This window comes from Ignavibacteriales bacterium (assembly GCA_016700155.1).
GTDB lineage: Bacteria > Bacteroidota > Ignavibacteria > Ignavibacteriales > Ignavibacteriaceae.
On the sequence record CP065001.1, the window covers coordinates 2,608,759 to 2,629,668 of the forward strand.

Annotated in this window: 21 protein-coding genes and 1 tRNA gene; 7 read left to right on the forward strand and 15 right to left on the reverse strand. The window is 35.3% G+C overall.

Going from position 1 to position 20,910, the window contains the following annotated elements:
• Positions 1–166: 166 nt before the first annotated feature.
• The 3 genes from IPM56_11070 (at position 167) to IPM56_11080 (ending at position 1,902) form a co-directional block, all read left to right on the forward strand.
• Positions 167–1,099 (forward strand): hypothetical protein, encoded by a 933-nt coding sequence (locus tag IPM56_11070; protein ID QQS34802.1) that lies wholly within the window; start codon positions 167–169, stop codon positions 1,097–1,099.
• A 427-nt stretch (positions 1,100–1,526) separates the two neighbouring features.
• Positions 1,527–1,718, forward strand: a complete 192-nt coding sequence (locus IPM56_11075) for a hypothetical protein (protein ID QQS34803.1) — start codon at positions 1,527–1,529, stop codon at positions 1,716–1,718.
• A 1-nt stretch (position 1,719) separates the two neighbouring features.
• Entirely contained in the window at positions 1,720–1,902 is a 183-nt protein-coding gene (locus tag IPM56_11080) for a hypothetical protein (GenBank protein ID QQS34804.1), read from the forward strand.
• 165 nt (positions 1,903–2,067) lie between these two features.
• On the opposite strand, the gene IPM56_11085 is transcribed toward IPM56_11080, so the two are convergent.
• Both IPM56_11085 and IPM56_11090 read right to left on the reverse strand, forming a co-directional pair.
• Positions 2,068–2,140 (reverse strand) — tRNA-Thr (locus tag IPM56_11085).
• 64 nt (positions 2,141–2,204) lie between these two features.
• A complete protein-coding gene (locus tag IPM56_11090) occupies positions 2,205–3,521 on the reverse strand; it encodes an HlyC/CorC family transporter (protein QQS34805.1) in 1,317 nt (438 codons plus the stop codon).
• Positions 3,522–3,652: 131 nt separating this feature from the next.
• Between IPM56_11090 and IPM56_11095 the strand changes: the two genes are divergently transcribed.
• Both IPM56_11095 and IPM56_11100 read left to right on the forward strand, forming a co-directional pair.
• The gene (locus IPM56_11095; protein ID QQS34806.1) at positions 3,653–3,994 is read left to right on the forward strand and encodes a DUF971 domain-containing protein; all 342 of its coding nucleotides are present in this window, start codon (positions 3,653–3,655) and stop codon (positions 3,992–3,994) included.
• Complete coding sequence (locus IPM56_11100) at positions 3,994–4,758, forward strand: RNA methyltransferase (protein ID QQS34807.1); 765 nt, start codon at positions 3,994–3,996, stop codon at positions 4,756–4,758. The genes IPM56_11095 and IPM56_11100 overlap by 1 nt, the downstream gene beginning before the upstream one ends.
• 43 nt (positions 4,759–4,801) lie before the next feature.
• Here IPM56_11100 and sulP read toward each other — a convergent pair whose 3' ends face one another.
• The 5 genes from sulP to IPM56_11125 all read right to left on the reverse strand — a co-directional run bounded on the left by sulP (position 4,802) and on the right by IPM56_11125 (position 9,752).
• Positions 4,802–6,448: a sulfate permease gene (gene sulP / locus IPM56_11105; GenBank protein QQS34808.1), complete on the reverse strand. Its 1,647-nt coding sequence runs from the start codon at positions 6,446–6,448 to the stop codon at positions 4,802–4,804.
• Between the two features lie 108 nt (positions 6,449–6,556).
• A complete protein-coding gene (gene fabF, locus IPM56_11110; GenBank protein QQS38288.1) occupies positions 6,557–7,810 on the reverse strand; it encodes a beta-ketoacyl-ACP synthase II in 1,254 nt (417 codons plus the stop codon).
• Between the two features lie 150 nt (positions 7,811–7,960).
• Positions 7,961–8,431 (reverse strand): GNAT family N-acetyltransferase, encoded by a 471-nt coding sequence (locus IPM56_11115; GenBank protein QQS34809.1) that lies wholly within the window; start codon positions 8,429–8,431, stop codon positions 7,961–7,963.
• 6 nt (positions 8,432–8,437) lie between these two features.
• Positions 8,438–9,157: a DUF3298 and DUF4163 domain-containing protein gene (locus IPM56_11120; GenBank protein QQS34810.1), complete on the reverse strand. Its 720-nt coding sequence runs from the start codon at positions 9,155–9,157 to the stop codon at positions 8,438–8,440.
• Between the two features lie 34 nt (positions 9,158–9,191).
• Complete coding sequence (locus tag IPM56_11125; GenBank protein QQS34811.1) at positions 9,192–9,752, reverse strand: phosphatase PAP2 family protein; 561 nt, start codon at positions 9,750–9,752, stop codon at positions 9,192–9,194.
• 142 nt (positions 9,753–9,894) lie between these two features.
• Between IPM56_11125 and IPM56_11130 the strand changes: the two genes are divergently transcribed.
• Positions 9,895–12,528, forward strand: a complete 2,634-nt coding sequence (locus tag IPM56_11130) for a response regulator (protein ID QQS34812.1) — start codon at positions 9,895–9,897, stop codon at positions 12,526–12,528.
• 67 nt (positions 12,529–12,595) lie between these two features.
• A complete protein-coding gene (locus IPM56_11135) occupies positions 12,596–13,951 on the forward strand; it encodes a hypothetical protein (protein ID QQS34813.1) in 1,356 nt (451 codons plus the stop codon).
• 65 nt (positions 13,952–14,016) lie between these two features.
• On the opposite strand, the gene IPM56_11140 is transcribed toward IPM56_11135, so the two are convergent.
• The 8 genes from IPM56_11140 to IPM56_11175 all read right to left on the reverse strand — a co-directional run bounded on the left by IPM56_11140 (position 14,017) and on the right by IPM56_11175 (position 20,741).
• Positions 14,017–15,357, reverse strand: coding sequence for a saccharopine dehydrogenase NADP-binding domain-containing protein (locus tag IPM56_11140; GenBank protein ID QQS34814.1), 1,341 nt, complete (start codon positions 15,355–15,357; stop codon positions 14,017–14,019).
• Positions 15,358–15,468: 111 nt separating this feature from the next.
• Positions 15,469–15,939 carry a hypothetical protein gene (locus IPM56_11145; protein ID QQS34815.1) on the reverse strand — a complete coding sequence of 157 codons (471 nt, stop codon included), beginning with the start codon at positions 15,937–15,939 and terminating at the stop codon, positions 15,469–15,471.
• A gap of 553 nt (positions 15,940–16,492) precedes the next feature.
• Entirely contained in the window at positions 16,493–16,888 is a 396-nt protein-coding gene (locus IPM56_11150) for a DUF2007 domain-containing protein (GenBank protein QQS34816.1), read from the reverse strand.
• Positions 16,889–16,912: 24 nt separating this feature from the next.
• Positions 16,913–17,599, reverse strand: coding sequence for an outer membrane beta-barrel protein (locus IPM56_11155; GenBank protein ID QQS34817.1), 687 nt, complete (start codon positions 17,597–17,599; stop codon positions 16,913–16,915).
• A 308-nt stretch (positions 17,600–17,907) separates the two neighbouring features.
• Complete coding sequence (locus IPM56_11160) at positions 17,908–18,558, reverse strand: hypothetical protein (protein QQS34818.1); 651 nt, start codon at positions 18,556–18,558, stop codon at positions 17,908–17,910.
• A 90-nt stretch (positions 18,559–18,648) separates the two neighbouring features.
• The gene (locus IPM56_11165) at positions 18,649–19,317 is read right to left on the reverse strand and encodes a hypothetical protein (GenBank protein QQS34819.1); all 669 of its coding nucleotides are present in this window, start codon (positions 19,315–19,317) and stop codon (positions 18,649–18,651) included.
• Positions 19,318–19,353: 36 nt separating this feature from the next.
• The gene (locus IPM56_11170; GenBank protein ID QQS34820.1) at positions 19,354–19,995 is read right to left on the reverse strand and encodes a hypothetical protein; all 642 of its coding nucleotides are present in this window, start codon (positions 19,993–19,995) and stop codon (positions 19,354–19,356) included.
• A gap of 56 nt (positions 19,996–20,051) precedes the next feature.
• Positions 20,052–20,741: a hypothetical protein gene (locus IPM56_11175; protein ID QQS34821.1), complete on the reverse strand. Its 690-nt coding sequence runs from the start codon at positions 20,739–20,741 to the stop codon at positions 20,052–20,054.
• Between the last annotated feature and the right edge of the window lie 169 nt (positions 20,742–20,910).

A 20,910-nucleotide genomic window follows, 5' to 3' on the forward strand; every position in this document is an offset into this window, starting at 1 on the left:
ATGCTGCGCCTTTTGAAATCGCTATTGCCCAAACTATTTGTCATATTTTTTAATAGTTAATAGGCCTTAAAAAAAATTAATTGACAACTATCCATTAATTTATTATTCTTAATTAGTTAGTTCATTAAACTTGAATATTATATGCTTCTTTTGGAAGGTTTCTATTATGTCTACAAAAATAGTCTTACCTCGCACAATATTATTCTTCTTATTAATCATATTTTGTTCATGTACAGCAAAGATAGATTTAAACGAAGAAGATACTTTAGTAATCAGAAAAAGCTTTGAAGACCTTAAAGCTGGTATGGAAAGCATTAGTAAAGTGGATCCTTTCGCATTAAATAAAATCCTTGATGAAAATAATACTCTTCGTCAGCAGCTTGAGTTATATCAAAAACAACTTAATTCATTTGGCGCAATTGGTGGCAGCGTAATTATTAATCCACAAAATCGTGTCTTTTTTAAAATTGTTGGTTATAGCGGTTCTTTTAGAATTGATGCTTGGGTAAATGATTCATCAAATAAGTTTATTAAAAATGGATATTTACTTGATACAGATAAGCACTTAGATTTGAAGTTTGATTTAGCCACCAAAATGATTGAAGTAGCGGGGATTGATGCTTGGCGGGAAGCTACAGGGAAGAGTATGGACGGTTGGTTATGGGATTGCAGAGACGGCTGTCAGGGTCATACTCAGGATAAGATTTTTGATGCCAAATCTCGCTTTACGAGTAAAGTAAACAATGTACGTCATTCAATAGATAATGAATATGAGACTAAAGTGGATGCAGCATTTACTCAATTTTTAAAATCCCCTTTTCCACTTCCATCGGGTTCACTTTCAGTTCCGCAAGCTATAGATAGGCGTTTGCAAAATTCTGGTGGTTATCATTCCATTTTTGTGCAGCTGACACCCACTGAATTAGATCGCAAACAAATGTGGGCAATTGAATTTGAAACTTATGTTTTAATTAATAACGAACGTTCTGAACTTATAGGCTTTACTCGGATAGATAGTTCCACAGATTCGAGTTGGGTTCTAAATACACCTTCAAACCCTGTAAATGTATGTACGTTTTTTGTCAAAGTAACCGAGTAAAATTTTTAGCAGTATTAAGGCTTTATCCCATTACAGTGTTTTCAATTTATCTCTTATTATTTTTATTTTTTTATTCTTTTAGCCAATCCAACTTTAATTTCCTACTTCTCCTCTTTATTATTCATTTTTCAATCTTGCGTTTTTTTATCAATTATAACAACACCAAAAATGTTTTTGCCCCTTACATACAATTTGTTATTAGGCAGTCCCAACTTAACATCTGTAGTTAGCGGCAGTCGTCATTCTAACCGAACCTGGTAAAGGCAAAAAGATAATACCAACCACTTTGTTCACCGGCATTACTTTTCGCCTTTACTTCTCTCAGTAAATCAAAAACAAAGGAAATGGTTAAGGGTCAAAAACAGTTTTTTTTGCACGGGTGAAGTGCACCCTTGCGGCGTTATCAACAAATAAAAAGGAGTGAGTTATGATGGAAGTAAAAGAAACAAAAAACACAGTTGATGAGAAGGAAATACCTTCTCACAACTGCAAACAGCACCGCAGAGTTTTAGAGGAAACCCACGGTTTAAATAGTTTGCACAATATCACTGTTGCGCGTGTTTGGCAGTGTGAAATCTGCGGGAAGAAATATGAACAGTATGATCCGAAGGGTTTATAATATGAAAGTTTATGAATCATCAATAGCCAAAAACATCGGGGACTTTAAAAAAGTCCCTGAGATTAAAATCAAAAATATTAAGCTGCTTAATTCCGGTTTTGAAATCGGGAAAGAGTATCAGGTAATTTATGAAGAAGGTAAAATTATTCTGGTGTTAGTTGTTACTCATCAGGAAGTGAAGTAATTTCAGTTTAAGTTTATGCAAATCAATAAATCACATATTTTAACAATAAAAAAAATCGACACAGTTAGGGGTTACTCCCTACTCACTCCCTACCCTGTCAGCCCGAATTTTCAAATTCTCAAAAATAAAAAACCCTCAAAACAATCTGTTTTAAGGGTTTCTAAGAGCTGGCTATGGGACTCGAACCCGCGACCTGCTGATTACAAATCAGCTGCTCTACCAACTGAGCTAAGCCAGCATTTTTGTGTGCCAAAACTAATATAATTTGTTGTGCTTTGCAAGAATCCGGTTTGGAAAAATTATTATTCCTTTACACTCTCGCTAAAATTTTTTGTGGTTGAGTAAACTTTAAATTGAACCATCTTCTGCCTCAATTTTTTTATCAGTTCAAAATTTAGTTCTTCGAATTCAAGTTTATCACCAGGATTAAGTATCCTGCCGCTTCGATAAGCAACAAAACCGGAAACAGTATTATACTCATCAGATTCAGGCAGGTTAATATTAAATACTTCATTGAAATCTTCTATGAACATTGATCCCAACACATAGTATTCGCCGGTTTTTAGTCTATTATATTCTGGTAGTTCTGATTTTGTATTATCACCTAGCTTGCCTACAATTTCTTCGATGATATCTTCCATTGTTATTACTCCTTCTGTACCGCCGTATTCATCTGTAACAATTGCAAGACGTTCACCACGCTTTTGCATCTCTTTCAGTATCTCAGATATCAGTTTTGTTTCCGGAATAAAATATACAGGGCGAATTAATTTTTTAAAATCGATTTCGTCTTTACTCAAAATTACTTTCATCAGATCTTTTGTGTGAATTGAACCCACGATATTATCGCTTGTTTCTTCAAATGCAGGAATCACAGAGTGACCGGATTTAAGAACTTCATTTACAAGATTTTCATTTTGCTCAGAAATATCAATCGCTATCATATCTGTGCGAGGTATCATAACTTCATTAGCACGCAGATCAGTGAACTCAAAAATATTGTTAATGATTTCATGTTCTGTTTTATCTATTGCCCCGGACTTAACTCCTTCGGATAAAATAATCCGTATTTCATCTTCTGAAAGTCTTGATTGTGAAAAATTTGTTCTTTCACGGAACAACATCAAAAATAAATTACTCACAAAGGTTACATACTTTACAGGCAGGTACATTAAAGCAGATAATAGCAGAAGGGTTTTTACTGATTTTCTTCCTATACTATCTGAGTATTTAAATCCAAGCGCTTTAGGGATCAGTATTCCACAGGTAAGAATAAAAAATGATGAAATTGAAATCGAAATAAAAAAGGTTATAAGCAATTGGTTTATTAATCCTATACCGTAATCAGATAGAAATGTTTCAGAATAATATCCCGCTAACAAAAAAGTTATAACAACATTGATAAGATGAAGCAGTGTTGTACTTACCTGAAGCGTTCCGAAAAATGCTTCGGGGTTTGCCTGAATTTTTTTGAATGAAACTGTTAACTTTTCTCCCCTCTCTTCCATTTCTTCAATTTTATTTGCACCGAATGATGCAATGGCAACTTCAGATGCCGATAACATTGCTATGGCAATAAGATCAATTACAAAAAATATTATAAGCAGGGTTGTATCCATCTCTTTGACTGATTATTTAAATATCTGCAGCAATAATAATGAATTTTTTCTTTTGTTTTAATCTCATTTACGGCTGATTGATTGACTTCCATTTATTAAATTCAATTATCAAAAATAAATTTTGTTATAATGTGAAACCTATACAGATAAAAATTGAAGAAAAAAAAATTCTTATCATTAAATGGGATGAGAGTTTACAATCGAAAATATCTTTAAAATACCTTAGGGACGAATGTCCCTGCGCCGGTTGTAAAGGTGAAACAATTTTATTACACACATACCGCCCGCCTAAGCCGACTATGTTTTCACCGGAAATGTACCTGATAAAAAATATTGAAGTCGTTGGTGATTACGCAGTGCAAATAACATGGAAAGATGGTCACAATACCGGAATTTATACCTGGGATTATCTTCGTCAGCTTGAGAAAGACCAGGATGACAACAAGAATCAAAACTATGATACTTTACTTTGATGCTAACAAATAATGAAATTAAATATTATTCATCACTGCTTCAGAAAAAATTCCGGCAGCAGGAAAAAAAATTTATTTTTGAAGGATTAAAAATCGTTGAAGAAGGACTGAACTCTGATTTCAAATGTGAGGTTGTTTTACTGACACATGCTTTTGTTGAAAGTAATCATGAAATTTTATCCTCACTTTCAAAAAAGAAAATTCGCGCAGAAGTTTTAAAAGAAGAACAATTCAGGAAACTTTCTGATACTGAATCCCCGCAAGGGATAGCTGCTGTATTTAATTTTTTCAAGCCTGATTATTCATCAGATAAAATCCTAAAAGAGAACTTAATTATTTACCTTGATAACATTTCAGATCCCGGCAACCTGGGAACAATTATTCGTACAGCAGATTGGTTTGGTGTAAAAATTATTTTATTAAGCCCGGATTGCGTTGAACTTTATAATCCAAAAGTTATAAGAGCAAGCATGGGTTCAATTTTCCATCTGGATATAATAGAAGATTTTAGAATACCCAAATTAAAATCACTTTCAGAAAAATTTAAAATTATCCTGACTGACACCTTCGGAAAGAACTTATATGAGGTCAATTTTCCCGAGAATAAAATCTTAGTATTCAGCAATGAGGGAAACGGACCTTCACTCGAAATTCAGGAAATTGCTTATGAAAGAATAACTATACCAAAGTACGGTAACGCCGAATCATTAAATGTTGCAAGTGCCGCAGCGGTAGTGCTGAGTCAAATATTGGGTACGAACTGATTGGAGGATTATTTTTTAGTTCTTTACAATTTGCATTTCACAATTACAATATCTCTTTAGCCCGCTTTAATGCTTCATCTATATTCGAGTGAATATTTTTTTCACCGATCATTTTCAACAGACCGGAATTTTCAAAAGCGATTAATGGTTGTGCATGTACTCCTGAAAAAATTACTTCAGTTCCATTTTTTCTTGATGAATGAAGAATATCTTCAAGTACATGTAAACCTGTTGAATCAATTGCGGGAACATTCCGCATCCTTATGATCATAATCTTTGGAGGATTTTCTATTTGTACGACTGCTTCTTTAAACTTCTCTACTGCGCCAAAAAAGAATGGTCCGTTAATTTCATATACTTCAACACCGTCTGGTACATTCTTTTTGTCAATTGCCATGTTGTCTGTTACTTCATCTTCATCATTAAGTTCACGAGTAACAACACCGACATTTGTAACCATTGCCATTCTTCGCATAAATAAAAATACTGCGAGCACCATTCCGATTTCAATCGCAACGGTCAAATCAATAATCACAGTTAAGCCGAATGTAGTAAGTAATACAACGACATCACTTCTTGGACTTTTCAATAAACTCCTGAACGTTCTCCACTCACTCATATTGTAAGCAACAATAACAAGTACTGCAGCTAGAGTCGCAAGCGGAATTAATTCGGCAAGTTTTCCAAAGAATAACATTATTAATAATAAAACTATTGCGTGAACCATTCCCGCTACAGGGGTTCTTCCGCCGTTTTTAATATTAGTCGCAGTCCGTGCAATAGCGCCTGTTGCAGGTATTCCACCGAACAACGGTGTGACAATGTTTGCTACACCCTGTGCAACAAGTTCCATATTTGATCTGTGTTTGCCGCCTATCATACCATCCGCTACAACTGCAGATAGAAGTGATTCGATTGCTGCTAACAATGCGATTGTTGTTGCCGGTTGAATTAAATTTTTAATTGTTGCAAAGTCAATAGTAAATCCGGTTGGTGCAGGTATTGATGACGGGATTGAATCAAACCTGCTTCCGATAGTTTCAACGGGCCAATGAAAGAAATATACAATTGCGGTTGTAACAATTAAGGCGACCAATGAACCGGGAATTTTTCTTGATACTTTCGACCAGAACATCATTATAAATAATGCAATGACGGCTATACTAATCGAATAATAATTTATAGTTCCGAAGTGATTAGCGTATGCGAAACATTTCTCAATGAAGTCTGCTGGAACTTCCTCCATTGTTAAGCCGAAAAGATCTCTTATTTGTGATGAAAAGATTATGACAGCTATGCCGCTTGTAAATCCTACTACTACTGGATGAGGAATGAATTTTATTACAGAGCCAAATCTTACCAACCCCATAATCACAAGTATGACGCCTGCCATTACAGTTGAAATGATCAAACCATTCAATCCATAATTCTGAACTATGGAATAGACTATAACAACAAATGCACCGGTAGGTCCGCCAATTTGTACGCGGCTTCCGCCAAGTGCGGAAATAATAAAGCCGGCAATTACGGCTGTGATTAATCCTTTTTCCGGTGATACTCCTGAAGCTATCGCAAACGCGATTGCAAGAGGTAGTGCAACAATTCCAACTATAACTCCGGCAGTAAGGTCGGAAAGGAATTGTTGTTTTGTATAGCCTTTAAGAGTTGTTAGCAGTTTTGGTTTTAACATTTTTAATTCACCACTAAGACACTAAGTTCACTTAGATTCACTAAGAGTAATTCAAAAAAAAGACGCTCATATGAGCGTCTTAAATTTAACTTAAATAGTAATACAAAATCAGTCTTCATATTTTTTGAAAATGACAGATGTATTATGTCCGCCAAATCCGAATGCGTTACTCAATGCAATTTTGATATCACGTTTTTGCGGTTTGTTAAACGTATAATTTAAATCACACTCAGGGTCAGGATTTTTGAAATTGATCGTAGGCGGAACCATTCCATTTTTAATTGCAAGTATTGAAGCTATGCCTTCAACAGCACCGGCTGCACCAAGTAAGTGTCCTGTCATACTTTTTGTTGATGATAAATTCATCTTGTAAGCATTCTCACCAAAAAGTTTTTTGATTGCTTTTGTTTCAGCAATATCACCAAGAGGTGTCGATGTACCATGCATGTTTATATAATCTATATCTTCCGCTTTTATATCTGCAGTCTGAATTGCCATTTCCATAGCGAGCAAAGCACCGATACCTTCAGGATGAGGTGCAGTGATATGATGGGCATCTGCAGATAGTCCGAAACCAATAACTTCCGCATAAATCTTTGCACCACGGTTTAAAGCATGTTCAAGTTCTTCAAGAACAACAGTTCCGGAACCATCACCCATTACAAATCCATCTCTTGTTGAATCGAACGGACGGCTTGCTGTTTCCGGTTCATCATTTCTTTCTGATAAAGCTCTTGATGCATTAAAACCAGCGATACCAATTTCATTCACACCAGCTTCACTTCCGCCGCTGACAATTACATCTGCTAATCCATTTTGAATTAATAAACATGAATCTATCATGTTATTATTTGCTGTTGCACAGGCGGATACTATACAATAATTCGGACCGCGAAATCCATACTGCATAGAAATATGTCCGGCGGCAATATCGGGTATCAACATCGGGATAAAGAAAGGTGAAACTCTTTTCGGTCCATCTTTATCATTCACTAAAGATTGTTCATAGAAAGTCTGCATTCCTCCAATACCGCTTCCGAAAATTACTCCGATTCTTGATCGCTCACTGTCGGATAAAGTATCGGTTTTTATTCCTGAATCTTTTACTGCTTCAACTGTAGAAGCAAGGGCGTATTGTGCGTATGGGTCTAGTCTTCTTGCAGTTTTTTTATCCATATAATTTGCCGCTTCAAAACCTTTAAGCTCACAGGCAAATTTTGTTGTTACTCGCGATGTATCAAATCCTTTTATCAACGCACAGCCGCTTACAGAATTCATCATGCTGTTCCAGAATTCATCTGCTGAAAGTCCTATTGGAGTCATTGCACCGATTCCGGTTATAACAACTCTTTTTTTATTTATGGGCATACATTTTCCTTCTGTTTGAAAATTATCGTGTCAAAAATATGGAATAAGCGTATAAGGTCAAAAGCAGTTTAGGGGTAGAAATAAGGAGTAAGAAGAAAGTAGTCAGAAGTAAGCAGTGATTAATTTTAGGGAAGTTTTTGAATATTAAAATTTATCTTCCGTTAATCTGAATACTATCCAGTCATTCATAGGTTTTGCGTCAAGTGATTTATAAAAATCAATTGCACTTTTATTCCAGTCAAGTACAACCCACTCCACCCGTTTGCATTTTCTTTGCTTAGCGATTGAGATAACTTCTTCCAAAAGTTTTTTGCCAATACCCTTTCCACGAAATACAGGACGAACGTATAAATCTTCAAGATAAATTCCGGGACTTGCCTTGAATGTTGAAAAGTTATGAAAGAAAATTGCCTGTCCAGCCGGTTGATTTTCATATTCAGCGATTATCACTTCGGCATATTTGTGTTCTCCAAAAAGAACTTCTTTTAAATTCGTTTCATTAGTAGTAACCTCATCAAGTAACTTTTCATACTCAGCCAGTTCATTAATAAGTGACAAGATCAAAGGTACATCCGCAGCAACTGCATTTCTGATTTTTATTTTCGGTTCATTCATAAAAAACTATTCTACATCAAAAGGAAGATTTGGTTTCAGGTACTCCTTAATTTTATCGAAAGCAATTTGAACTTCAATTTCACCCATTGCGTATGAGGCTATTTCATAAGGATCAAATTGAAGTACAAGATAACCGGGAACTATAAAAAAATCCTGCTCAGGTAAAATATAAATTGAATCTTCAAACATCCCGACATCAACCAAAGTTTCTGCTTTAAAATCTTCTAATATTTGAAGCCGCGTTATCTCAGACAGTTCACTCAGTTTTTGTTCATCAAAAATATTTGTAAGTGATATTACCTCTCCTGTAGAGGCACTTATGTTGAAAGAATATAATGCATAATTACCATGCGCTCCGCCTGTGTATTCGTAAATAAACTGCTGAATACAAATAAATTTTTGTGAATTGTACCTGACATTGAAACTGCATTCATAAGTGAACCCGATCTCCTTGTCACAATCATCAATATTTAGCCATTCAGGTGAATCAAGGAATTCAATTTTAAGAAAAGAGTTTATCTTTTCTTGCACCGACTTATTATTCATTCCTTGAATTACAGGATACTTTATGGAGACTGTGCAAAGTGAATCTTCTGAAGAGTAAAATACAGCTTCACTTTTTATAGTTAATGAATCTGAAATCACACCTGCTGCAGCACTGAGCCGGCAGGCTGCTATCAGTGTCATGATAGTCATGATCCATACTGATTTAATAATTATTTTCATTTGAACCTCACAAAGAGATTATTTTTTTTTCATCTTACGCTGTTTTTTTCTTGTTGATTAAGACTTCAAGTTTCAGCAGCCCAATCCCGAACAGGTAACCAAGGGCACTTCCGATTACAGCTCCGCCGATTATATCGGAAGGATAATGAAGACCAAGATACACTCTTGACAGAGCAACCAGCGACGCAGTAACAAATAGAATCCATTTCAATTTTGGAAATAATAGATAAAAGAAAAATGCCGCGGCAAAGTTATTTAATGCATGGTTTGAAGGAAATGAAAAAGTTCCTGTACAGCCAAGCGGCGTTATAACATCGGTAAGAATATCACAAGGTCGCGGACGTTGAAAAAATTCTTTTAGTATTCTGTATCCAAGCTGATCTGAAATGACGATGAGAAGTATGATCCCCACGACGGCAAGTTTACCTTTGAGTCCTCCTTTGAAGAACGAAATTCCCAATAAGACTACATACGCGATATACCAGTTATTAACATTCGTAATTATCGAAAAAAATTTATCCAGAAATCCAGTGGACAATGAATGATTAAAAAAATAGAAGACTGTTAAGTCTGCCTGGTATAAAAAATCCGTCATAAAATTTTCCTTTAAGCATGTGCAATCTATATAAAAATCAGATAGAGGACATAAGTTTTTTTCGATCTCTAAGTTGAAAAAGAATTCTGTAATTAAACCCGATTTTTTCTTATGTTGTACATGAAAATTGAGGCTCTGAATAATGTCAAAGACGCAAAGTAAATCAGTAGTTGATTTCCTGTATCGTAATAATATTCCTTTTGCAGCGCGTCATTATGAACGTGTTAAAAAAGAAGCGCGTGAATTTCTTATTTCACCTCTGAAAGTACTTGCTTTACTTGTTGCCATTGCAGGATTATTTGCAATGGTTTTTGAGGTAAGATATTTCAGTGAATTCTCTATTCAGATATATCTCACACGACTGATAGCAACTCTCATCGCATTTATTGTACTGGTACTTCTTCACACAAAGTTTGCGGAAAATAATTCTCTCACACTTGTTCACATTCTTTTGTTCACGATCATAATCTCATCAGGATATATGATCTACCTTCTTCCCACAACACTTGTCTTAAACTCACAAATAGTTGCTTTGATAATTTTTACCTCTGCACTTTTTTTAAGCTGGGATGTACGCAACCAGATCATCGTTGCCATCTATTATAATATTGTTTTTGCCACAGCAATACTTTTAAATGACAGGACGATCTATTTTCTTCCTAACCTGTTTGAATCAGTTTTATTTGTTCTATTCCTGAGTCTTATTTCTGTAGTGGGAAGTGCGGTTAATTTCAGGATACGTGTTCATTCCGCAGAAAAATCTTTCCAGGTAGAAATATCAGAAAGAAAGTACAGAGCAATATTTCACAACTCAGCAGAAGGAATTTTTCAATCAGGCGAAGACGGACATTTTATCACCGTTAATCCTGCTATGGTTAGAATATTAGGTTACCGTGATGACGCAGAACTTTTAACAGCAAATATCCAGGATGATGTTTACAAATTCAGTGAGGAGAGAAAAATACTTGTTAAAGAGCTTAAGGAAAAAGGTGAAGTAAAAAACTATAAAGTCACTTTAAAAAGAAAAGACGGAACAGACGTAATCGTACGGTTAAATGACAGGTTAATACGCGATGAAGAAAACAACAGGTTTTACTTTGAAGGTAATTTACAGGATATAACCGAACAGGTTACAGCGGATGCAAAACGCCGCGAAGCTGAGATAGCACTTAAAGAGGAAAAGAACCGTGCGGATAAACTTGCTAAACAGGCTATGGATGCTAACCAGATCAAGAGTCAATTCCTTGCAAATATGAGTCACGAAATCCGCACACCTATGAACGGTGTTATTGGTTACCTGACTTTACTTGAAATGGGTGCATTTGAAAATCAGGATGAACAAAAACAATTTATTTCCAGCGCAAGGCAATCGGCGGAATCACTGCTTGATATTATAAATGATATACTCGACCTGTCAAAGATTGAATCAGGCAGGATGAAACTTGAGGAAGTGAATTTCAATCTTAACACAATTATTGATGATGCGGTTGGCGTACTGCTTGCAAAAGCCTCTGAGAAAAATCTTATCATCACTAAGGATATTGATGCGGAAACTCCGGTTAGTCTTATTGGTGACCAGACAAGAATAAGACAGATATTTGTAAACCTTTTAGGTAACGCAATAAAGTTTACTGATTCAGGACATATCAACATTAAAATAACCTCATCAGTACCGGATGATGACGTGATAATTGTAAATGCTTCGGTACAGGATACGGGTATGGGCATACCAAAGGAAAAGATGAAAGATCTTTTCAAATCATTTTCACAGATTGAAGATATGTTCACACGAAAATTCGGAGGAACCGGGCTAGGACTTGTTATCTGTAAAGAATTCATTAATATGATGGGTGGTGACATTCATGTTGAAAGTAAAGTTGGCTCGGGAAGCAGATTTTACTTTGATATAAAACTTAAACTTCAAACTCCGACTGAAATCACTGCACAGAGAATTTACAGAACTTATTCCCTGCCGGTACATACAGCAGCTGCAAAGCAAAGTAAAGAAGCATCACGAAGACAAAGACTAAAACATAAAATACTTTTAGCTGAAGATAATCTCATCAATCAAAAAATAGCATTAAGAATGCTTAACGAAGCCGGATACATCGGGGATTCAGTTACAAACGGAGAAGAAGCTATCGATGCTGTTGTTGGAGGTAATTTCAGTCTCGTGTTAATGGATGTTCAAATGCCGCAGGTTGACGGATACCAGGCAACAGCCAGAATAAGAAAACTGCCTGAACCGAAAAATCAAATACCTATTGTTGCAATAACCGCGCACGCCCTGCCGGGAGACAAAGAAAAATGTATTGAAGCAGGGATGAATGATTATTTATCCAAACCAATCATTGCTGAAGAACTGATTAAGATTGTTGACGCGAATCTGGGTATTGTCAATGAAACCGAAACACCTGTTTCCGAGAAAGAACAAAAACAGGATGGCTTATTTGATTTTCTCCATCTTGAAAAAATCAGTGCAGGCAGCGCGGATTTTAAAAAAGAACTTTTAGGCGCTTACCTCGATGATATGGTCAAACGATACAGCAATCTTAAAAACTGGCTTGTTAATGACGATATGAATAACCTTATCAAAGAAGCACACACTATAAAAGGTGCAAGTTATTCTGTCGGTGCAGTAAGGATCGGAGAAGAAGCGCTTGCGGTTGAAATATCCGGCAAGCACAATGATATGGACAATCTCCGTGAAAGAATGATACTACTTGAACAGGCTATTGATGATACAAGATCATTGCTTAAGGATTTTGTGGTTTAATATCTTAGTAATTCCGGAATAATTTTACACAATATTAATTACTGTGCTATGATTTGTTAACTGAATTATGAAAAACATAGTTGGAATTTTACGCGAAGGGAAAAGTAAAAAGGGGGAAAAAAGAACTGCCATTACTCCTGCTGCTGCAAAAGAAATTGTTGAATGGGGACACAAACTAATTGTTCAATCGGCATTTCATCCTGAAACCGGAGAAGAAAAAAGAGCTTTCAGGGATTCAGATTATCGTAAAGCCGGAGCGGTAATAAGCGAAGATCTTTCCTCAGCAAATATTATTTTTGGTTTAAAAGAATTATTTCACACTAGAATTTTAAAGGGCAAAGCATACTTTTTTTTCTCTCATACTCACAAAGGGCAAATAAAAAACCGGCATATGCTTAAAATGCTGGTTGAAAACAAGTCAACTCTTATCGATTATGAATTAATAACAGATGAAAAGAATGAGAGACTGATTACTGCTTTCACATATAACGCAGGTTATGCAGGGATGGTTGATTCACTCTGGACGTTGGGTAAACGTCTTCAAATTTCCGGAATCCCAAATTTTTTTGAGTCCATTCCGCAAGCAGTTGAGGGACAGGATTTACAGTCCGTTAAGAATTTAATAATTAAGGTTGGTTCAAAAATCAGGAAAGATGGGACACCAAATACAATACCTCCGGTTATTGTCTGTTTCCTTGGCAGAGGTAAGACCGCATTTGGTGCGCGTGAAATTTTCAACCTTTTGCCATATCAGGATATTACAGTTGATGAGCTTGAGCAAGTATATAAATATGGCAGCAGAAAAAAAGTCTATGTTCTTCAATTAGGAACGGAGAATATTTACAAGTTAAAAAAAGATATAAATTTTAAATTCGGTGAATATGAAAAACTTCAGAAAAGAGGTAAGCGAAATTTTTATATGGAACACCCGGATTATTTTGAATCAAACCTTGACTTAGTTCTTCCCTTCATAACAGTTATAATGAACTGTGTAACCTGGTCTAATAAATTTCCCAGATCACTTACAAAAGTTATGGCTAAAGAAATCTGGATAAAAAATCCAACTTTAAAAGTAATTGGCGATATAACCTGTGATCCCAACGGATCAATAGAGTTTTCTAAAGAAACATGGATTGATAATCCCGTATATATCTATAACCCTTATAATGAAACAATCGAAGATGGTTTTAATGGTAAAGGAATTGCAGTTATGGCAGTGACAAATTTACCTTGTGAATTTTCGGCTGATGCATCAATTCAGTTCAGCGAAAATTTGCTGCCTTACCTAAGAAAAATAATCAATGCAAACTACACAGGTGCTCTAGCAGAATCAAATCTGCCGGAAGAAATTAAAAGAGCTGCGATATTATGGAAAGGTAATTTCACGCCCGGATTTTCTTACATGAAAAAATACATTTCCTGAAGAACAAATTGACGAAAGACAATTCTAACTTTCGGTGTCTATCTGAATTTTTATTCACCATTTCTTTAAACAGTTATTTGAGAAGTCTCTTCTCTAAATGTAATTCCCAGTTCAGCCAGTTCATTTAGTGCCGGTTCATAGATATCAGGATAAACCGGGATGATAACTCCCCTTTCGCTGATTTTATTATTGAGGATGAGTTTAACTCCTACACCCAATGGTAATCCTACTGTAGCTGACATAGCAGTATTAAAATTTTCTTTTCCGTAAATCACTAAAGTCGAAGTCATTCTTTCACCCGAGTCTTCAACAATGTATTCAAGCTCAGTATGCAGTATAACCATATCCTTGTCGTTCTCGGTAAACTTCCATTTTTTTTGCAAAAGTTCCAGAAGAATGTCAGCAGGAGTTGAATTATTTAATTCAATTTTTTCCTCAGAAAGTAATCCAAGCCATTCAATTTTTTTAATCAGTTCACCTGGTTCAGGTTCATTTAAAAATTCAGCAAGTTTTTCTTTTGTTGTCTTTCCATTACTGTGAGAAAGATAAAATGAAAGCCACTCTTGATATGTTAATCTGTCTGCGTCAGGAACAATATACCTGTTATCCGTCAAACCAATTTGAGTTAATGCATTCCACGCTTTACAGAACCCCGGCTTTCTTAATGACCCCCTGAATACATTAGGAATTCTGGGAACATTATAAATCCGTCTGTACTTGATTGAGTCCCTGTTTGGGTATGCTTCAAAACTTCCTACGCCAGGAATTTCTACAGGATAAGTATGAAGGAAAATTCTGTTATAAGGAACAATTCTTAATTTACCATCCTGAACATATCGCGCACCAGCCATACCAGCTGTAACCACATTCATTGGGTTCCATGTAATTTTATAACCCCACGGATTATCATCACTCGCAGGAGACACTAATCCACCGCCAAATGAGCGCAGTGAAACTATCTGCCCGCCTTTGTTTTCTATTTTAGAAATCAAACGCAGTGTATCCATATGATCAATACCGGGATCAAGTCCCATTTCATTTAAAAAAATAAGTCCAGCGTTTTTCACCTGAGCATCATATGAAGCCATCTGCTGAGAAACATATGAAGCTGTAACCAGGTGAACTCTATTTAATATACAATCCTTAACTAATTGGATATGCAACGCTTCCGGAAGTAACGATACAACAATATCATTTTTAGATATCAGCGATGCGCGTTCAGCTTCGTTAAAAATATCGAACTGAATCGCTTTAGTACGAGGATGATTCCTGGATTTACTTAAGGCAAGATCGGGTGATTGATCCGCAATTGTGATAAACCAGTCCTGCTCAACTGATTTACCGATAAGGTAATTGATCAACGATGTTGAAGTTCTTCCTGCCCCGATTATTAAAATATTTTTCATTACTAAAAAGGTTAAAAGATTATAGATAAAATAAACAGAATATATTTTAAATTCTTTTTACAGATCATAATATTGAAGTGTCCAATACGTTATCGATTAAAAGAGTTCAAATTATTTTTTTCGTACAAAAAAGTCTGTACCAATATCATGTGCACTCTGATCAAATTTCATAGAATCAGGGTGAGAGAATTTCAAAAGAGATGTAGATAAACCAGATTCAATAATTGTCGCAAACTCCGGATAGTCGGGGTGTATTTTATGTTTATAAATTTTATAATAAAAAGTCGCCTCGAGTTGATTATCCTTGTAGTACTGTAATACACTATCTGCATCAAAATTCATTTGTATAGTATAACCAACAGAATCGGGTGTAACATAAGCGTAAGGTCTTGCGACAATCGAATAAATCCACTCCCATTCTCCGGCTATCAATTCTTTTATTTCCTCAACACTTAGACTATCAAAGACAAATGGTTCGGGTGTCGGAGTAATTTCTTCAATAGGGTCAACATTATTTTTTACGCAGCCCGTGAGTAAAACAGAAATTGTGATAATAGTTAGGAATAGATCTCTGTAATTCATAAATCCTCCAAACCTCACTAATAATGATTCAGTGTACTAGTGATGTACTATTCTAGATTGACAGATTTTTTTTAGTTCGTAATTAAACAATAACGATCAAAGATATTTTCTCTTTATAATTGAATCCTGTATAATTCATTGATTAATATCCTTAAAACTCTACTGTTTTGAATTCAGTCTTTTTCCATAAATCTTTTTCTGTCTTAGCCAATTCGTATCATATATATTAGAATTAGAATCAGAATCAAAAAGATTTTTGTGTTTTCATTTTAATAACCCCAAAAGGTTTTTACCTAACAAAAATATTTTATTTACTAAGATGCAATTTGTTCCCGCAACACCTTCTCCTTCATCCATGCAGGTAAACACCCTCAAGCCATTTGGAACCTAGTTTATTACTCGGTCATTTTCAATACAAAAGAATAAACAGGCAGTTGCAGAAAATTGTTAGTTAATCTTTTTCTTATCCTCCGGTATCAAAGAGTATTATTGAACTGTCGATTAATATTTCACTTAAACACCAGCATCTGTTTAGATAGATGAATTCCTTTTATTATTCCCACTCATTGCCACAATGCTGACAGTCATAAAAATTTTTTCTCCCGCCGGTAGGTGTACTTGTTGATGAGATGAACATCATAAAAACTGCTTTCCAGTTTGTCTTCGATTTAACAAAGATGTTTGAAGAACCGCATTCAGGACAAACTGCTTTGTCCCCTTCTGGTTCATCAAAAGTTTCAGACCGAAGGACTTTGATTGCATCTTCATAATCCTCTTCGCGGACCATTAGTTTTATTCTTCCGACTGCAGTTGTAAGCACGGGATTTGTGTAAGCAATATTTTCATCGAATAAGCATGATTCGATTCCGTTTGATTCCAATAAACCTTTTATGATGTGTGCATCAATAGGATTATTGAATGACTGTATTAACACTAACCTGTCGTTCAATTTAAATACACTATAAATTTTGCTTTAGAAAAATATTGCGACACCCAGATTTACTCCTAGACCTCTTATCAAAAGCCTATCTCTTTCACCAGATTCCTTATAAATTCTTTCTGGACTTCCGTCTCGATAAATATTCTTTTCCAAGCGCTCCAAATCAGCTTTATCTTTGGATATTGATAATCCATATTCGCCTGAAACCACAATATTATCAAAAGGATTATACTCAACTCCGAGAAGCAGATCTAAACCATAACCTGTTCTGTCTTCTTTATCAAAATAAGTGTTGATATAATTTGTGCCAACATATCCCCCATTCCATTCATATTTGCTGAATGAAATAAACGGACCAGCCCCGACGATTATAGAAAAATCTTTATAGCTCAGAATGTTGTGAAGATATTGAAGTGAAATTTTGAAGTTATTGTTGTCATAATTTTCAGACGGATTAAATATAATGCTATCAAGCTGCAAGGTTGGTTCATATTCAGAATTCTCGACGGCTATAAGAATCCCAATTCGCAAACCTGATTTTTCATTTATCCTATATCTGTATGAAAAAGTGTACCCGCTGAAGTTTGTAAATTCCAACAAACTTCTCACCTGGAATTGAATTCCGTGTTTGAAGTGATTACAATTTGTTTTGGATGTATCCTGCGCAAATGAAAAATTGATGACAACGAAGAACAGAACGAAAGATAGGAAGTACTTCATGATTTCACCCCGATTATATATTGTGTTAATTTGCTGTTGTACTCCAATTCAAAATTTTTAATTTGACTGCGCACAACAGATTTCTTTTCAAAATAAAATTCAAAGAAAATTAGTTTTCCCGATACGCTCTCATACAACCTCACCCTGTACAACTGCCATCAAATAATGCCCCGGGGATTTAAAAAAGACATAAGGGGCACATAAAAACAATAGTAACTTAAAAACCTATTATCGACCGGAACAAACCATAAATCTTAGAGAGATTTGCATTATTCATATTACATTTTATTACTATCCACAGTCTGCTTCTAAAACGTAACACCAATCACTACTAATAAAACAGAGATAGGTACATCGGCAGATTGACCGTTTTCCGGATTAGTTTTGATTTTTGGAGTTCCTGTCAGATAACGAACACCTGCATTTACAAAATGATATTGGAATCCCGCACCAAGGCCAAATCCTAATGCTAAATTAGATTTGTATTCTTGTGTTGCCGTTTCCTCCTGGTATCTTATAGTTATATCAGGAAAACTTGAAAACAGTAACCCCAAATTTCCGGAGAGATAAATCCTGGTGTTTTCAAATGTTGCATGACTTAATTGAAGTCCGGGCAAAACCCACGTCGTATAATAACTGCAAGAGTTCACAAAAACCGGTGAGATAAATTGTGAGAGTGACTCTTCAATTTTATAAACATTCAGACCGTTATGGGCGACAGCTGTTAGCAATGTTAAATCTAAAATTTCAGACATCGGTTGTGTCAGTTCCAGCATTCCTAATAGACCGGGAGTTGCAAGCCCTGCTTTCTCGCCTGAAACAGATGCAAAATCACCCATCGGAATGGAAAGCCCAGTGGATAACCTCAATTTTATTTGAGAATATTCCCTCTCATGCTGTGCAAATAATGTTATGCTGATTATGCAAGTGAAAAAAAACACTAATACTAAATTTTTCATCATAACCCCTTTATTTTATTTCTTGTTTTCGACAGTTATTTCTTTTTAATACTTAGTTATTCGATTTTTCTCCATTCACTCTATAATAAGTTACAATGTCATCCCAACCATCAGGAGTAATTCTGAATTTGGTAATATTGCTTTCCCGGATTTAAATATTCCATTGCCGGTAATTTTTTGTGAATATTTTGCTGTACCTGTTAAGTAACGGATCGAAAAATTGTAATCCTTGTATTGAAAGCCTGTACCTATTCCATATGCAACTGCAATATCAGATTCAAATATGTTGACCAAAGTGGTGTCCCCATAACTATATTTAATATCGGGTAAACTTGAAAAAAGTAATCCAATGTCAGCTATACAGTATAATCTGGAATCATCGGATAGATATGAACCAATCTGAAATCCTGTTAAAAACCAAGTTGAGTAATAACTTCCGGATGAAGCACTATAAGGCACTACATTTTTAGTCAGTTCGGAAGCGTTCAATTTATTTATTGAAACATTTGAAAGCAGTTCCCATTCAACGTATTTAGAAAGCGGGACAGAACCTTCAAGTGCAACAAAAAATCCGAACATTGCATATCCCGCAGTATACCCTGAAGTTGAAGCAAATTCTCCTAGTGGAATTGCCGCACCTGTAAACAGCTTAATTTTAAATTCTGATGAATTTTTATTTTTTGTTTGTCCAAATGATGCTGTAAAAGAACAGAACAAGATTAAACCCCAGATCATAGAACATTTATTGATAGCTTTCACAAACACCTGCAAAAAATATTAATTGAATCGTATACTTTACCCGAATGATACTCCAAGCATAAGTAATAAAATTCCTAAAGAGGAGGCAGCACTTGTGCCTGGATACAAGATATTTCCAGTACCTGAGTATTCAGGAAAACCATGCAAATATCTTATTCCAAAGTTTAATCTTTCAAACTCCACACCGCTACCAATACCAAAAGCGAATGCAACAGTATTTTCGCTTGTATGCTTAATATTATTAACGATGAGTTCAGGAAAACTCACATACAATAATCCTATACTTGCAGAGAAAAAAATTTCAAAATTACTTTCACGTTCTGGTCCACCTTGTAAACCAGCTAACAACCAGGTTGAATAGTAACTTTCCGTTGATGCAGTGAAGTTCCAGGTTCTTTTGTCAAGTGTTTCAACATCTAACTGATTTATTGAAACCGCCAGGGAAAGCATCAGATTTAAATTTTCGTTTAGAGATTTCAGCCCTTCAACCGAACCAAAGAAGCCTGTATTCGCGTAACCGGCTGAATTGCCGGAACCGGATCCAAAGTTTCCCATCGGTAATGATAGACCTGAATAGAACTTCATTTTGATTGAAGGTTTAAATGGCTCATAATCCTGAGCAAGTAAAATAGTCCTGCCGCAAAACAGTATCGCAAATAATATCACAAATTTTTTCATATCAGCCCCAGGTTATTTTTATTAAATCCTGAACTATTATCAGTTGGGATTATCGTTCACTGAAATAATCTGTTTGAAACGGGGAATGGACAGTACTCAAGAATTTTTATGACCAATCCATCAATTACCATTGCCCAACTATCTTTTGTCATTCCAAATGGTATGGCGCATTCTTCATTTATTCTGCCATAAGAGGCAAGTTTTTGATTTTGATTATCCCAAAGTGCAAAGGTTAGCTCATGAAACAAAGTAGCGAAAGAACCGCCAGAATGTTGATTCCCTGTCCAATATCCGCTACTGCCGGAAATCCTTGACACATTAAGATTGTCGATGAATAAAATAAATTCCGCAGTTAGCGAATCGCTTTTAATTCCTTCATTCTCTTTGGGCAATAGAATTTTTAATTTTTCCTTATCAGAAACAACAAGTGTTTGTTCAGTTAAATCTGAACCGGAATATCTACCAAAATAATTTACTTCAGAGCAGCAGTTACTTGTGTTGAATGAATTAATAAAATTCTGTTTAAAGAATGAGATATAAACTTCTTCAGGAATGCCTTCACCTAAGTCATCCAGAACATCATCTTTATTTGATATCAAAGGTTTTTCAAAAAGCTGAACAATAGAAACAGTTTTATCACTTAGCTTTTGATTTGAATATTCTTTTGTTAAGATAGCTGTCGGTGCGCCGCAACCGGTTAAAAACAAAACAAATGAAATGACTGCCGTAAACAAGTAACCCTTCATGTAAACCCCTTATTATTTACAACTCAAACTTATATTGAATTGTTTTATGAATCAATTAAAAAGTTTAAAACAGTAAAGATGTGATATTGTATGTCCGGTTGTCTGAATTAATGAGAGTAAAAAAAAATTAGTCATCCCCTTAGTGCCTCTTAGTGTACTAAGTGTCTTA

Coding starts and splice junctions, on each gene's coding strand:
- IPM56_11070 (QQS34802.1), top strand. CDS start 167: ATGTCTACAAAAATAGTCTTACCTCGCACAATATTATTCTTCTTATTA.
- IPM56_11080 (QQS34804.1), top strand. CDS start 1,720: ATGAAAGTTTATGAATCATCAATAGCCAAAAACATCGGGGACTTTAAA.
- IPM56_11155 (QQS34817.1), bottom strand. CDS start 17,599: ATGAAGTACTTCCTATCTTTCGTTCTGTTCTTCGTTGTCATCAATTTT.
- IPM56_11175 (QQS34821.1), bottom strand. CDS start 20,741: ATGAAGGGTTACTTGTTTACGGCAGTCATTTCATTTGTTTTGTTTTTA.
- IPM56_11140 (QQS34814.1), bottom strand. CDS start 15,357: ATGAAAAATATTTTAATAATCGGGGCAGGAAGAACTTCAACATCGTTG.
- sulP (QQS34808.1), bottom strand. CDS start 6,448: ATGTTAAAACCAAAACTGCTAACAACTCTTAAAGGCTATACAAAACAA.
- IPM56_11075 (QQS34803.1), top strand. CDS start 1,527: ATGATGGAAGTAAAAGAAACAAAAAACACAGTTGATGAGAAGGAAATA.
- IPM56_11090 (QQS34805.1), bottom strand. CDS start 3,521: ATGGATACAACCCTGCTTATAATATTTTTTGTAATTGATCTTATTGCC.
- IPM56_11100 (QQS34807.1), top strand. CDS start 3,994: ATGCTAACAAATAATGAAATTAAATATTATTCATCACTGCTTCAGAAA.
- IPM56_11130 (QQS34812.1), top strand. CDS start 9,895: ATGTCAAAGACGCAAAGTAAATCAGTAGTTGATTTCCTGTATCGTAAT.
- IPM56_11135 (QQS34813.1), top strand. CDS start 12,596: ATGAAAAACATAGTTGGAATTTTACGCGAAGGGAAAAGTAAAAAGGGG.
- IPM56_11115 (QQS34809.1), bottom strand. CDS start 8,431: ATGAATGAACCGAAAATAAAAATCAGAAATGCAGTTGCTGCGGATGTA.
- IPM56_11145 (QQS34815.1), bottom strand. CDS start 15,939: ATGAATTACAGAGATCTATTCCTAACTATTATCACAATTTCTGTTTTA.
- IPM56_11170 (QQS34820.1), bottom strand. CDS start 19,995: ATGAAAAAATTTGTGATATTATTTGCGATACTGTTTTGCGGCAGGACT.
- IPM56_11160 (QQS34818.1), bottom strand. CDS start 18,558: ATGAAAAATTTAGTATTAGTGTTTTTTTTCACTTGCATAATCAGCATA.
- IPM56_11125 (QQS34811.1), bottom strand. CDS start 9,752: ATGACGGATTTTTTATACCAGGCAGACTTAACAGTCTTCTATTTTTTT.
- IPM56_11120 (QQS34810.1), bottom strand. CDS start 9,157: ATGAAAATAATTATTAAATCAGTATGGATCATGACTATCATGACACTG.